The sequence below is a fragment of the Tessaracoccus yangjingae genome (assembly GCF_055326235.1).
Window position 1 is genome coordinate 34,213 of the sequence record NZ_JBUZNN010000013.1, and the last position, 13,698, is coordinate 47,910.

Genomic DNA, 13,698 nt, shown 5'->3' on the forward strand with positions numbered 1-13,698 from the left:
CGCCCACCCCGTCGCCGGTGAACCCGCGTCGGTTTCAACACGGGCGCGCGTCGCTCCGCTCCTCACGGCCCGGCTCAACCAGCGGAACTGGGGCCCGGCTCAACCAGCCGGTGCTGGTTTCACACGCGGGCGCGCGTCGCTGCGCTCCGCACCACCCGGCTCACCGGCGGGGTCTCGTTCGCACGTCCACTGATCCGCCTCCACGATCCTCTGTGCAGTGCCTCTCGTGCGCATCTGAGTGACCGAGGCCAGCGGGCGCGCCATTCATCCAGGCGGCTGGTGTCACCGCCTCACTACCAAGCTCCTGCGCGAGCTCTCCAGCGGGAAGGCGAACCAGCGCGTCAGCCGGCTGCGGGTGCGGGGAGGGCCTCGGCGAACCAGCGCGTGATCGTCGCGGGGTGCGTGATCGCCGTGCCGACTACGACCGACCATGCCCCGCGGCGCATCGCCTCAGCCGCGTCGGCCGGCGTGTGGAGGCGGCCCTCGACGATCAGGGGCCGGTCCGCGACCGCAAGCATCTCGTCGACCGCCTCCCAGTCCGGGCCGTCGGTCTTCGGGCGCTCGCCGGAGTAGCCCACCAGCGTGGTGCCGATGAGGTCGGCGCCCGCCTCCTGCGCGGCGACGGCGTCGCCGGCGGAGCCGCAGTCGGCCATCACGAGCACATCCGGGAAGCGATCCTTGAGCCCCGCGATGGTCTCGGCGAGGGAGAGCCCGTCGGGACGCGGGCGGCGGGTGCCGTCGAGCGCCACCACCTCGCACCCCGTCTCGGCCACCGCGACACAGTCGGCCAGCGTCGGCGTGATGTAGACGCCCTCCTTGCCCACCTTGACCAGCCCGATGATGGGCACGTCGACGGCGGCGCGGATGGCGCGCAGGTCGTCCAGCCCCTTGGCGCGGATCGCCGCCGCTCCCCCGATCACCGCCGACTGCGCCACCTGGCTCATCGTCCGCGGGTCAAGCATCGGCTCGCCGGGATACGCCTGGCAGGACACCACCAGCCGCCCGCGGATCGCCTCGGTCACGTCACTCATCTCAGTCCTCTCGTCGTCTCCGTGGAATCTCCACGGCTCAGTCCACCCGCGCGCCGACGGCGTCGAACACCGTGCGCGCGGCCCCCAGGATCGCGGCCTCGGGCCCGAGGGCCGCGGGCTCGATGGCCAGGCCCTTGAGCACCGGCACCACCTCGCCGCGACACGCGTCGCGCAGCGGCCCCCACCACTCGTCGCCGGCGCGGGCCACTCCCCCGCCGATCACCACGCATTCCGGGTCCAGCACCGTCGCGACACCGGCGATCGCTCGCCCCAGCGCGACGGCGGCCGCCGCCACGACGCCCCGCGCGGGCTCCGCGCCGTCGGCGGCGAGCGCCATGATGGCCGGCCCCGTCAGCGCCCCGCCCGCGACGGCGGCGTACGCCCGCTCGATCGCCGGCCCCGCCGCGACGGCCTCCAGGTGCCCCTCGACCCCGCACGGGCAGCGGAGCCCCTCCGCGCCGGGCGTGGGGATGTGCCCCATCTCGCCGGCCACGTGGTGCGCCCCGGTCCACAGCCGGCCGTCGAGCACGACGGCGCCGCCCACCCCGGTTCCGACGGCCACCATGAGCATCGATGAGCGCCCCCTGCCGGCGCCGAGCCACGCCTCGCCCAGCGCGTGGGCGTCGACGTCGTTGCGCACCTCGACGGCGTGGGCGTCGCCGAAGCCGAGCCGGGAGCGCAGCCCCGCCGCGACATCGGTGCCCACCCACGAGGAGAAGGTGTCGGTCGCGGAGATGATCGACCCGCGGGTCGCGTCCACCACCCCGGCGGTCCCGACGCCCACCCCGGCCACATCGTCGAGCCCCTCCACGGCCCTGGCGACCAGCGACGCGACGGCGTCCAGCACCGCCTCGCCGCCGTCGAGCGCGGGCGTGGGCGCGGTGAGCGCCTCGCCCATGGTCCCGTCCGGCGCGACGACCGCCACCGCGATCTTCGTGCCGCCGAGATCAACACCGACGGCCCTCACTGCAGGAGTCCCACCTCGACGAGGATGTCGCGGATGGCGGCGGTGTCGTCATCCGTGAGGCCCTCGAGCGGGGCGGGCATCGCGGCGGAGTCGATGACGCCGAGCAGCGCGAGCGCCGCCTTGAACGCGCCGATCCCGCCCGCGTCGCCGGAGCGGCCTTGCGGCACGAACGCGATGTCGAACAGCCGCGCGATGCGGTTCTGCTCGTCCCGGGCGGCGGCCCAGTCGCCGGCCTGCGCGGCGGTCCACAGGCGGGTGTAGGCGGCGGGGTCGACGTTGGCCAGCCCGGGGACCGCGCCGTCGGCGCCCAGGAGGTACATGCCGTCGACCATCACCTCGTGCCCGGTCAGCAGCGCCAGCGGGCGGCCGGCGCGCTCGTTGGCGGCCACCAGGCGGCGGAAGCCGACGTCGTCGCCGGAGGAATCCTTGACGCCGGCGATGACGCCGTCGCGGCCGAGCCGCACGAGCAGGTCCACACCGAGGTAGCTGTGCACGCGCACGGGCACGTTGTAGGCGAACACCGGGATATCGACGGCGGCGGCCACCATGCGGAAGTGCCGTTCGGTCTCGGCGACGTCGTTGATCGCGTACAGCGGGGCGGTCACCACGACGGCGTCGGCGCCCAGCGCCTCGGCGCGGGCGGCCTGCTCGGCCACGCGGCGGGCGGTGAAGTCGGGCGTGCCGACCAGGACCGGAACGCGGCCGGCGGCGCGCTCGACGACGCGGCGGGTCACGGTGTCGCGCTCGTCGTCGGTGAGGTAGGCCACCTGGCCGGAGGAGCCGAGGATGAAAAGCCCGTCCATGCCGCCGTCGATGAGGTGGTCGACGACGCGGTCGAGGGAGGGGAGGTCGAGGTCGCCGTCGGCGGTGAAGGGGGTGACGACGGGGGGGATGGTGCCGTGGAAGGTGTGCATGTGTGTTCCTTGGTAGGTCCGCTGGCCTGAGGCGCGAGGAGCGCCAGCGACGAGCCTCGAAGCCCAAACAGCGGGAAATTGATCGGATTCAGTTGTTCGCCCCCTCGCTGGCTGAGGTGCGAGGAGCGCCAGCGACGAGCCTCGAAGCCTAGAAAGCGGGAGATTGATCGGGATGGGTGGGAGGTCCGGGTTTCTTAGGCTTCGAGGCCGCTACGCGGCACCTCAGCCAGCGGGTCGGCTACCCCCGCTGGTGGAGCCGGGCCGCGAGGAGCGCCAGCGGGGCACCGACGGTCCTCACAGCAGGGACGGGACCGCGCCGAGCAGCGTGCGGGTGTACTCGTGCTGCGGGTTCGCGAAGAGCTGGTCCGCCGGGCCCGACTCGACGATCTTGCGGGCCAGCATCACCGCCATCCGGTCCGAGACGTAGCGGACCGTGTTGATGTCGTGGCTGATGAACACCAGCCCGAGGCCCAGCTGGTCCTTCAGGTCGGTGAGCAGGTTGAGCACCTGCGCGCGCACCGACACGTCCAGCGCCGAGGTGGGCTCGTCCGCGATGATCACGTCCGGGCCCAGCGCCAGCGCCCGCGCGATCGCGACCCTCTGCCGCTGCCCGCCGGAGATCTGCCGCGGCAGCACGTCGAGCGCCGACTGCGGCAGGCCCACCAGGTCCAGCAGCTCCTTGACCCGCTTCTCCCGCTCCGCCGTCGTCCCGACGCCGTGCACCTTGAACGGGTCCAGGAGGGTGTCGCGGACGAGCATCCGGGGGTTGAGCGCGGTGGCGGGGTCCTGGAAGACGACGGAGACCGCCCGGCCGAGCTTCTTCCGGCCGGCCCCGTCGAGCTTGAGCGGCTCGCCGAAGTAGCGGACCTCGCCGTCGGTGACGGGCTGGAGGCCCACCATGACGCGGGCCAGCGTCGACTTGCCGCATCCGGACTCGCCGACCAGGCCGACGGTCTCACCTCGGCTGACGGTCAGGCTGACGCCGTTGACCGCGTGGACGAGGTCGCGGCGGAAGAGCGTGCCGGTGCGGGCCTTGTGGACGACGTGCACGTCACGCAGGTCGACGACGGGCACCCCCGTCGGCCGATCGGCGTCCAGGATGGTCATCGGACGGGCTCCTTCTCCAGCAGCGCGGCGAGCGCGTCGGTGCGGGCGTAGACGTGGTCGGTTCCGGGAACGGTCCGCAGCCGGGGCTGCTCGTCGAGGCCGACGCGGGGGTGCGAGGAGCGGGGCGCGAACCGGTCACCGGCCACGAACTCCCGCGGCGACGGCACGACGCCCGGCACCTGGTGCAGGCGCCCACCGCCGGACTCGATGGACAGCACCGCGCCCAGCAGGCCGCGCGTGTACTCGTGGACGGGGTTGGTGAGCAGCTCGCGGGTGGCGGCCTGCTCCACCACCTGGCCGGCGTACATGACGGTGATCCGGTGGGCCACCTGCGCCACCAGTGCCAGGTCGTGCGACACGAACACCATCGCGAAGCCGAGCTTCTCGCGCAGCTCGTTGAGCAGGTCCACCACCTGGGCCTGGACGGTGACGTCGAGGGCCGTGGTGGGCTCGTCGGCGATCACCAGGCGCGGGTTGCGGGTGAGCGCCATCGCGATGAGGACGCGCTGCCGCTGCCCGCCCGACAGCTCGTGCGGGTAGGACTTGAGGGTCCGCGCCGGGTCGAGGCCCACCAGCTCGAGCAGCTCCTCGGCGGTGCGCTGACCGCCGCGTGAGGTGAGCTGCTTCATCTGCGCGCGGATCAGCATCGACGGATTGAGCGAGCTCAGAGCGTCCTGGTAGACCATGCTCATCTCGTGCCCGCGCAGCGCGTTGCGCTCCTTCGGGGTCATGGTGAGCAGCTCGCGGCCCGCGAACCGGATCGAGCCCTCGATGCGGGCCGTCTCCGGCAGCAGCCCCATGATCGCCATCGAGGTGATCGACTTGCCGCAGCCCGACTCCCCGACCAGGCCCATGGTCTCCCCGGCCCGCACGGTGAACGTGACGCCGTCGACGATCTTCACCTCGCCGTGCGCTCCCGGGAACGAGATCGACAGGTTCTCGACCTCCAGCAGCGCCTCGGCGTCCGGGGTATCGAGGACCAGTCGGTCCTCGCGGAGCGACTCGGCCACCCGCAGCGACGCGAGCCGCGCCTCGAGGGACTCGGCCTGCGCCGCGTAGGAGGCCGCCATCCCGGCGGCCGTGGCCTCGCCGGCCAGCTTGTCCTCGTCGGCCTGCACGTTGACCCGCGTGCGGATCTTCGGGGAGGCCAGCGAGTCCGTCAGGCCCTCGGCGAGCACGTTGAGGCTGAGCGTGGTGATGAGGATGAACAGGCCGGGGAAGAACGTCACCCACCAGTGCCCGCTGAGCAGCAGGGCCTTGCCCTCGCTCAGCATGTTGCCCCAGGTGGGGGTGTTGACCGAGGTGATGCCGGTGCCGATGAAGGACAGCGACGCCTCGAACACGATCGCGTCGGCCACCAGCACCGTCGCGAAGACCATGATTGGGGCCAGGCAGTTGCGCGCCACGTGCTTGAGCAGGATCCACGACGTGCGCGCCCCCATCACCCGCGACGCAGCCACGTAGTCCTCGCCGAACTGCGCGAGCACGTTGGCGCGCACCACGCGGGTGAGCTGGGGCACGTAGAGGAAGGCGATCGAGAAGATCACCACGGGCAGGATCGGGAGCCGCGACGACAGCGCGGTGACCATGACGGCCGCGAGCGCGATGCCGGGGAAGCTCATGATGATGTCGAGGATGCGCATCAGCACCTCGGAGACGGCCTTGCCCGCCGTCGCGGCGATGGACCCGAGCACGGCGGCCGCCATCAGGGCCAGGCCCGTCGCGGCGAGGCCGACGATCAGGGAGACGCGGGCGCCGTAGACGATGCGGCTGAAGGTGTCGCGGCCGGTGTCGTCGGTGCCGAACCAGAACATGGAGTTGGGCGGGATGGAGCTGTCCGGCACGAGCTGCTTGCCCACACCCTCGATCTCGATCTCCTGCTGCACCACCATGTCCGGCGGCACGAGGCCGGCCGCGCCGGGCTCGAACGGTGCGACCAGCGGCGCGAACACGGCGAGCAGGCCCATGAGGCCCAGCACCACCGTCGCGATCTTCGAGCCGATCGGCAGGGCGGACCAGCCGGGGAGCCGGAGCCCGGGGCGCTGGAGCTTGGTGCGGGATTCCGCCGACAACATCAGATGCTCCTGATTCGCGGGTTGACAAGGACGTAGAGCATGTCGACCACCACGTTGACGACGATGAACGCGATGGCCACCGTGATGGTGACGCCTTGGACGATGTTCACGTCGTTGCGGGTGATGCCCTGGAAGATCAGCTGGCCCATGCCCTGGATGTTGAAGATCATCTCGATGACGACGGCGCCGCCCATGAGGTAGCCGACGCGGAGGCCGAGGACGGTCAGCGGCGTGATCAGCGCGTTGCGCAGCACGTTGCGGCCGACAACCACCGGCTTGGGCACGCCCGCGCCGATGGCGGTGCGCACATAGTCGCGGTCCAGCTCCTCCACCATGGAGGTGCGCACCACGCGGGTGAGTGAGCCGGCCACGGGCACGGCGAGCGCCACCGCTGGCAGGAAGATCTGGTTGACGTAGGCGGCCGGGCTGTCGCGGAAGGAGGCCCACTCGGTGATGACCGCCGGGAAGGTCCCGGTGCCGCCGGGCACGTTGCCGAACGCCTGGATGAGCAGCAGCGCCAGCCAGAACGACGGCGTCGCCAGCGCGGCGATGGAGAAGAATCGGATGACCTGGTCAGGCCACCTGTCGCGGTACAGGGCGGCGACGACGCCGAGCACCAGCGCCACGACCACCGCGATCGCCAGGCCGATGAAGGTCAGCTGCAGCGTGACGGGGAAGTTCTCCCCCACCATCTGCGAGATCGGCACGCCGGTGAAGGACTCGCCGAGGTCTCCCTGGACCAGGCCCAGCAGGTAGCGGCCGTAGCGCACGAGCAGGGGGTCGTTGAGGCCGAGCTGCTCGCGGTAGGCGTCGAGCGCCTCGGCGGAGGCGCTCTCGCCGAGGGCCAGGCGGGCGGGATCGGCGGTCGAGAGAGACATGACGATGAACACCAGCAGGGTCACGCCGAGCACCATGATCGGCAGCGCGACGATGCGGCGGCCGAGGAGGCGGATGAGGGTGGACACGTGTGAGCTCCTAGGGATTGCCCGGTGGGGCGGCGCCGTCGTGGTTGGCCGACGGCGCCGTCCCTGGCCGAGTGCGCTGGGCGCCTCGGGTTACTTGGTGGAGCCGACGCCGACGAACGACAGGCCGGTCACCGCGAGCGGCTTGAAGTCGGACAGCGTCTCCGGGTCGAACGCCGTGGGCGTCTTGCGGTGGAAGATCGGGTAGAGCGGGACGTTCTCGCTGATCACGTCGAACGTCTCGTGCCAGGCGGCCTTCTGCTCGTCGCCGGTGGCCTGGGAGGCGGTGTCCAGGAGCTCCTGCACCTTGGTGTGGGACTCCTGGCCCTTCCAGTGCATGCGGGCGTCGGTCCAGGTCTCGCCCGCGTACCACCAGCGCAGCAGGAGGTCCGCGTCGTCGCCGAAGACCGAGGGGTCACCGGGAGCGACGACGATGTCGAACGCGCCGGGGTTGCCGTCGATGGTGGCGTAGACGTCCGAGGACTTCTTCTCCTCGTAGGTCACGGTGAGGCCGGCGGCCTCGAGCGACTCCTTGATCATCGGCCGCACGTTGGCGAAGAAGCCGTGGTCGGAGGCCAGGAGGCGGACCTGCTTCAGGCCGGTCTCGGCGAGGAGCTCCTTGGCCTTGGCCTGGTTGCCCGGGTACTGGACCTTGGCGGCCTTGTAGGCGGGGTGCTCCTTCTGCACGAAGGCGGTGGCCGGGGTGGCGAGGTCGGACATGCCGACGGTGCAGATCTTCTCGTAGTCCAGCGCGTACATGACGGCCTGACGGTTGCGCACGTCGTCCATGGGCGCGGAGCCGGTGTTGAACATGACGAACACCAGCCCGAAGCCCTGCTGTGCCGCAACGGACTTGGACTGCGCCAGGGTGGCGAGGTTGGCCACGGGCACCGAGTCGATGGCCTGGACGGCGTCCGAGGTGAGGGCGTTGGTGCGGGTGGAGTCGTCGGGGATGATCTGCCACTCCATGGTGGCGGCGCGCGCCGGCTGAGGGCCGGTGTAGGCGTCATTGGCCTCGAAGGTGATCTTCTGCGACGCGGCGCCGTTGTCGATCATCTTGTAGGGGCCGGTGCCGACGGGGGCCAGGTCGAAGGCCTTCTGGTCGGCCTCGACGAGAGCCTTCGGCACGATCTTGACCACCGACAGGCGCTCGGCGACGAGCGAGAAGGGGTACTTGAGCGCGAAGGTGACGGTGGCGTCGTCCTTCTTGGTCACCGAGTCCAGGAACGGGATGAACGTGGCGTAGAGGCTCTTGTTGGCCGGGTCCAGCACGCGCTGGAAGGAGAAGACCACATCGTCGGCGGTGACGGGCGTGCCGTCGTGGAACACTGCGCCGTCGCGGAGGGCCACCTCCCAGGTGGTGTCGTCCACCTGGCTCGGCAGGTCCTTGCCCAGGGCTGCGAACACCTCGCGGGTGGCGGGGTGGATCTCGGTGAGGCCCTCGAACGTGTGCCAGTTCGCGGCGACGGTGAGCGCGGCGGTGGTGGTCATGGGGTCGTAGCCGTTGGTGCCCAGCTCGTAGGAGATGGCGGCGGTGATCGCGCCGGCGGCGCCGGCCGACGAGGCGGGCGCGCTGGAGGCGTCGGTGGCGCCGGCGGTGGCGCTGGGGGTCTCGGCCGACGAGCCGCAGGCGGCCAGGCCGGCGGTGAAGGCTGCCGCGGCGCCGAAGCTGCCCGCGAGCTTGAGGAGACTCCGTCGGGAGGTGACGGGCATCTGGTTCATCATTGACTCCTAGGTGATCGGACATCCGATGTCTGACGTGTCCGCTATGCTAGCGCATGGAATCGACGCCCGCTTCCACATCGCTCAGCATCGTGAGCGTTTCGCTCACCATCTCCCCGGGGGTTACGCATGGCCAGGAACGAGCCACAGCGCTTGAGGTCCACCATCCACGCGGTCAAGGAGCTGATCCTCGACCAAGGCCTCAAGCCGGGCGACCCGATGCCCACCGAGGCGCAGCTGGTGGACCTGCTGGACGTGTCGCGGGGGAACCTGCGCGAGGCCGTCCGCACGCTCGTCGCGCTCGACATCCTGGAGGTCCGCCACGGCACCGGCACGTTCGTCGGGCAGATGTCCCTGAAGCCGCTGGTCGAGGGCCTCGCGTTCCGAGGGGTGGTCTCGCCGGGGCTCGACTTCGAGGCGCTGCGGCAGATCGTCGAGGTGCGCAGCGGGCTGGATCAGACGCTGGCGCCGTCGGTGGTGGAGCGCATGAACGCGGCCGCGGCCGAGGAGCTGGGGCAGCTGTGTGACGCGATGGCCGCGCACAGCTCACGCGACGAGGCGTTCGCGGCCGAGGACCGGGCGTTCCACCTCACGCTGGCCTCCCTGCTCGACAACGAGCTGTACGAAGACCTGGTGGGGGCCTTCTGGGATGTGCACACGCGCCTCGCCCCCCGGCTGGGCGTGCCCACCCCCCGCGACATCGAGGACACCGTGGCTGCGCACCGGGCGATGTTGGACGCCGCCGTCACCGGAGACCTGGAGGCCTACCGGGCGGCGGTGGAGAACCATTACGCGCCGCTCTTGAGGGTCCTGGATTCCGCCCCCGCCTGACCTCGCACGAGCTGCCGATCGCTCCCGCAGCGGCTCCGCATACCCGCCCAAGTCCTCGCGGGTCGCGGATGCGGTGTGCGAGGATGCCAGGTACGCCTCGGGGCGCGCGAGCCGCCTCGCACTCCGCTGAACGACTGGAACAGTGGCCGCTCGGTGGCCCACGTGCGCCGGGGCACCCCGGGCAAACGAGCGAAGGAACCACTGAACAATGAACTGGATCGAACTGGTCGGCTACATCGCCTCGGCGTTCGTGGTGCTGTCCTTCGCGATGAGTTCCATCGTGAAGATCCGCACCATCTCGCTGGTCGGTTCCGTGTTCTACGTCGCCTACGGCGTGCTGATCGGCTCGATCCCTATCATCCTCGCCAACGCCACCATCGTCGTGTTCCACTGCCTCGCGCTGTACCGGGAGTTCGGCAGCAGGTCCGAGCTCGGCGCCACCCCCATCGCGCCCGACGCGCCCTTCCTCGTCGACTTCCTGCACTCACACCTCGACGACATCCGCACGTCCCAGCCCGAGTACGAGCAACGTCCGGCGGACACCGCCTTCGTCCTCATGCGGGAGGGGATGCCGGCGGGCGCGGTCCTGGGCACGCGCGACGGCGACACCCTGAACCTCACGCTCGACTACGTCCTGCCCGCCTACCGCGACTCCCAGCTGGGCAGGTGGATCTACGGGTCGCGCACCAGCGCGCTGCGTGCCCACGGCATCCGGGAGGTGACCGCCTCGCCCACCACCGAGGCCCACCGCCACTACCTCGAGCACGTCGGCTTCGAGCGTCGCGGCGAGGCGCTGGCCAAGACCCTCGCCTGAGCGCGGAGGAGGTCCCCCAGTCCGGGCGTCCGCGCTCAGGGAGGGGTGGGGTGGTGGCTGATCCTGGCAGTTCTCCGCGGTCGAAGCCCACCGCCTCACACACTGCAGGCCGCCGAGGCACCGCTCTCACCCCAGCCGCGACACCAACTCCGCCACCAGCTCACCCACCCGGAGGTCGTCGCGCGCGACCCCGGGGCTGAACCCCATCCGCACCACCACGAGGCCGGCCGACGGCACCACGTACATCCGCTGACCGTCGTGCCCATTGGCCGAGTAGGCGTCAGCGGGCAGCGACTCGTCGACGAGCGACCCGTCGGGCAGCTGGTTCACCCACCATCCCGCCGCGTACCCCTCCTCCTCGCTCTCGGCGACCTCGGTCACCGTCGTCGAGTCCGCCATCCAGCCCTCCGGCAGCATCCGCGCCCCCTCCCAGACGCCGTCCTGGAGGGCGAACTGGCCGATGCCCGCCCAATCCCGCGGGGTGGCCCACAGGTAGGAGCTGCACACCGGCAGCCCGGTCGCGTCCGCCTCCCAGACCGCCGACGACAGCCCCAGCGGCGCGAGCAGCTCCCGCCGCGGCAGGTCCGCGCCCACCCCCGCCCGCTCCGTCAGGACCGAGCAGAGCAGGTTCGTGCCCCCGCTGGAGTACTGCTGATAGGTGCCGGGCGCGTGCGCCGACGGCAGGCCCGCGACATAGCCCGCCATGTCCTCCTCCAGGTAGAGCATCCGGGTGATGGGCGTGCCCAGGTCGTAGGTCTCGTCCCATTCCAGGCCGCTCGTGCCGCGCATGAGGTGGTCGACGCTGATGTCGCGGCGGGCGTCCGTCCACTCCGGGCGGAGGGCGGCGTCGTCCACCGCCACACTCCCCTTCTCCACCAGCACGCCCGTCAGGAGGTTGGCGACGCTCTTGGCCATGGACCAGCCGAGCTGCGGTGTCGCGGCGGTTAACCCGTCGGCGTAGCGCTCGGCCACCAGCTCGCCGTCGTGGAGGACGACGACGGCGCGGGTGCCCAGCTCGTCGCGGGCGGCGGCGTCGAGGTCGTCCCCGAACGCCCGGCCGACGGCGGCGTCAATCTCCGGAGAGGGGGCCGGGGCGGGCGCGGAGGTCAGCGCGTTGGGGCTGATGGGCGTCGGCTCGCCCAGGTCGGGCGCGGCGTCGGCCAGCGTGCAGCCGAAGCCGTCGGCGTACCAGGCGCGCTGGGCGGCGAGCGCGCCGAGCACCGTGGTGCGGGCGCCGTCGTCGGTGGTGCTGGTGCGCAGGTACGGCACGAGCGGGTTGGGCGGCAGATCGTCTCCGGCGGGCCGGTCCGCGAGGTGCGTCAGCGCGCATGCGTTGTGGGCGGCGTAGCCCGTGCCGGTGAGGAGGAGGGGGCGCGCGTACCAGTACCCGGCCGTCCCCGCCGCGAGCGCGACCACGACGACCCCCACCACAACCCTGACCACCCACCGACGCATGGCCCGAATCTAGCCCCAGGGTCCCGGACGCGGGGCCGGGGAATCGTGATCGGTGGCGCCGCGACCGCGGGTCAGGAGGGGGTCCCTCCCTCGACGGCGTCGAAGGGGTCAGCGCCGTCGTCGGCGAACCAGTCGTAGCGAACGGTCCCGCCGCCCGACCCCCACAGCGACGGCGTGGCGGTGTGCAGCCAGTCGAGCGGCTCCACTCCCCCGGGCGCCCCGCCGTCGAGCGCCAGCCGGAGCGCCGCAGACAGGTCGGCATCCACCGCGTCTGTCCTCGTCGCGGGGTCCACGGAGACGAACAGCGCCGTGCCCGAGCGGGCGATGAGGTCCAGGAACTGGCGGTTCTTCGCCCAGTCGGTCCTGGGCGTGCTGGGCACGCAGTCCGCGTCGACGGTGAAGAACCGCCCGTGTTGCGCCGCCCGGAACGCCAGCGTGTTCACCCCCACCCGGCGGGTCCTCTCCCACACCAGGCCGGAGGTGTCGTCGCCCGTGCGCTGCGCCTCGACGAGACCGGCCGCCAGGTGGCCGACCACGTTGCACCCGAGCACGACGCCGTCGTCGCCGGCGGCCTCACGGATCGCGCGGTAGAAGTCCACCAGCACCTCGGCGGTGGACCGGGTCCTGTCATGCACGTGCACGCCGTCGGTGACGGGCCGCGGCCCCATCGTCGGGCCCCACTGGCCGAGCGCCTCGAACGTTGAGAAGTCGTGCTTGATCAGCTCGAAGCCCCAGCCGCGGATGCGTCGGACGTCGGCGGCGACCCGCTCGAGCGTCGCGGGGTGGCTCGGGTCCAGCGCCCATCCGCCCTCCCACGGGCGCAACCCGCCTAGGTCGGGTTCCCAGCGGTGCTGGAGCGGCCGGAACCAGATGCCCGGCCGCACCCCCTCGGCTGCGATCCTGGCCGCGACCTCGGCCATGTCCGGGAACTCGACCGGGCGGCCGACGTCCCACGGGCCTCCCGACGCAGGCAGCCCGTCGGCGGTGCCGTCGAGGCTCCAGCCGTCGTCGACGACGCCGAACGGGCGGACGGGATGGTCGCCGACGAGCTCGGCGACGGTGCGCGCGTCGCGGACGACCGCGTCGGCGTCGAAGTCGCGGCCATAGGCGTAGTACCAGTTGTTGGCTCCGACGAGGGGGCCTGTGGCGCGAGGGTCGCGGCAGAGAGCCTCTGCAAGCCCGCACTGGACGGCGAACGGGGCCCCGCCGTCGACGAACCGCACGACGGCGGCCAGCAGGGTGCGGTCGCCGAGGAGGACCGGGTCCGAGCCGGCGCGCACGTCGAGCCAGAGGGAGACTCCGGCGTCGTCGACGGTCCAGAAGGCGAAGGCGCCGGCCCGCACGTCGACGCCGGCGCCCCAGGTGGACCCGGCCGACGGCGAGTGGACCAGCACCATCCACGGCTGAGGGACCTCGGCGCGCAGCGGCTGCCAGCAGGTGTCGCCGTAGGTGCGTTCCCAGGCGTCGCCGAGGATGAGCGCGTCGGCGGGGAGGTCGCGACGCCAGCGGAGGTGGATGCGGCTGAGCTGACGCCCGGCGGCGGCCGCGACGCTGACAGCCAGGCCGTCGCCGTCGGCACGGAAATCGACGGCGACGCCCGCGGCGTGCGGGCTGCCCCAGGCGTCGCGGGGCCCGGACTGGACGCGGACAAGGTCCGGCGTCGGAACGGTGATGATCATGGTGGGTCCTCCCGGGGTGGTGGTTTGAGCCGATGGATGGGTTCGCGGCGAGGCTCACGCGCGGTTCCCGCGGGGAGCCCGCCGCGAACCCATCCATCGGCTCAACTCCCCCCACCAACCAAGCCAGACAGGAGAGGGGGG

Annotated in this window: 11 protein-coding genes; 2 read left to right on the forward strand and 9 right to left on the reverse strand. The window is 71.9% G+C overall.

Features of this window, described 5'->3' with window-relative positions; genetic code table 11:
• Positions 1 to 341: 341 nt before the first annotated feature.
• The 7 genes from ACZK5D_RS15105 to ACZK5D_RS15135 form a co-directional block, all read right to left on the reverse strand.
• The gene (locus ACZK5D_RS15105) at positions 342 to 1,031 is read right to left on the reverse strand and encodes an N-acetylmannosamine-6-phosphate 2-epimerase (RefSeq protein WP_463665870.1); all 690 of its coding nucleotides are present in this window, start codon (positions 1,029 to 1,031) and stop codon (positions 342 to 344) included.
• Between the two features lie 37 nt (positions 1,032 to 1,068).
• Positions 1,069 to 1,998, reverse strand: coding sequence for an ROK family protein (locus tag ACZK5D_RS15110; protein ID WP_463665871.1), 930 nt, complete (start codon positions 1,996 to 1,998; stop codon positions 1,069 to 1,071).
• Positions 1,995 to 2,912 (reverse strand): dihydrodipicolinate synthase family protein, encoded by a 918-nt coding sequence (locus tag ACZK5D_RS15115; protein ID WP_463665872.1) that lies wholly within the window; start codon positions 2,910 to 2,912, stop codon positions 1,995 to 1,997. The genes ACZK5D_RS15110 and ACZK5D_RS15115 overlap by 4 nt, the downstream gene beginning before the upstream one ends.
• A 294-nt stretch (positions 2,913 to 3,206) precedes the next feature.
• Positions 3,207 to 4,019, reverse strand: coding sequence for an ATP-binding cassette domain-containing protein (locus ACZK5D_RS15120; protein WP_463665873.1), 813 nt, complete (start codon positions 4,017 to 4,019; stop codon positions 3,207 to 3,209).
• Positions 4,016 to 6,094, reverse strand: coding sequence for a dipeptide/oligopeptide/nickel ABC transporter permease/ATP-binding protein (locus ACZK5D_RS15125; protein WP_463665874.1), 2,079 nt, complete (start codon positions 6,092 to 6,094; stop codon positions 4,016 to 4,018). Before ACZK5D_RS15125 ends, ACZK5D_RS15120 begins: the two co-directional genes overlap by 4 nt.
• Positions 6,094 to 7,059, reverse strand: coding sequence for an ABC transporter permease (locus ACZK5D_RS15130; RefSeq protein ID WP_463665875.1), 966 nt, complete (start codon positions 7,057 to 7,059; stop codon positions 6,094 to 6,096). The genes ACZK5D_RS15125 and ACZK5D_RS15130 overlap by 1 nt, the downstream gene beginning before the upstream one ends.
• A 90-nt stretch (positions 7,060 to 7,149) precedes the next feature.
• Positions 7,150 to 8,778, reverse strand: coding sequence for an ABC transporter substrate-binding protein (locus ACZK5D_RS15135; protein WP_463665876.1), 1,629 nt, complete (start codon positions 8,776 to 8,778; stop codon positions 7,150 to 7,152).
• 153 nt (positions 8,779 to 8,931) lie between these two features.
• Between ACZK5D_RS15135 and ACZK5D_RS15140 the strand changes: the two genes are divergently transcribed.
• Positions 8,932 to 9,609 (forward strand): FadR/GntR family transcriptional regulator, encoded by a 678-nt coding sequence (locus ACZK5D_RS15140; protein WP_463665877.1) that lies wholly within the window; start codon positions 8,932 to 8,934, stop codon positions 9,607 to 9,609.
• 208 nt (positions 9,610 to 9,817) lie between these two features.
• The gene (locus tag ACZK5D_RS15145; protein WP_463665878.1) at positions 9,818 to 10,423 is read left to right on the forward strand and encodes a GNAT family N-acetyltransferase; all 606 of its coding nucleotides are present in this window, start codon (positions 9,818 to 9,820) and stop codon (positions 10,421 to 10,423) included.
• A 126-nt stretch (positions 10,424 to 10,549) separates the two neighbouring features.
• Here the strand turns inward: ACZK5D_RS15145 and ACZK5D_RS15150 are convergent, their stop codons facing one another.
• Both ACZK5D_RS15150 and ACZK5D_RS15155 read right to left on the reverse strand, forming a co-directional pair.
• Positions 10,550 to 11,878, reverse strand: a complete 1,329-nt coding sequence (locus tag ACZK5D_RS15150) for a serine hydrolase domain-containing protein (RefSeq protein WP_463665879.1) — start codon at positions 11,876 to 11,878, stop codon at positions 10,550 to 10,552.
• A 71-nt stretch (positions 11,879 to 11,949) separates the two neighbouring features.
• On the reverse strand, positions 11,950 to 13,557 hold the full coding sequence (locus tag ACZK5D_RS15155; RefSeq protein WP_463665880.1) for an alpha-amylase family protein: 1,608 nt from the start codon (positions 13,555 to 13,557) through the stop codon (positions 11,950 to 11,952).
• Positions 13,558 to 13,698: the final 141 nt, after the last annotated feature.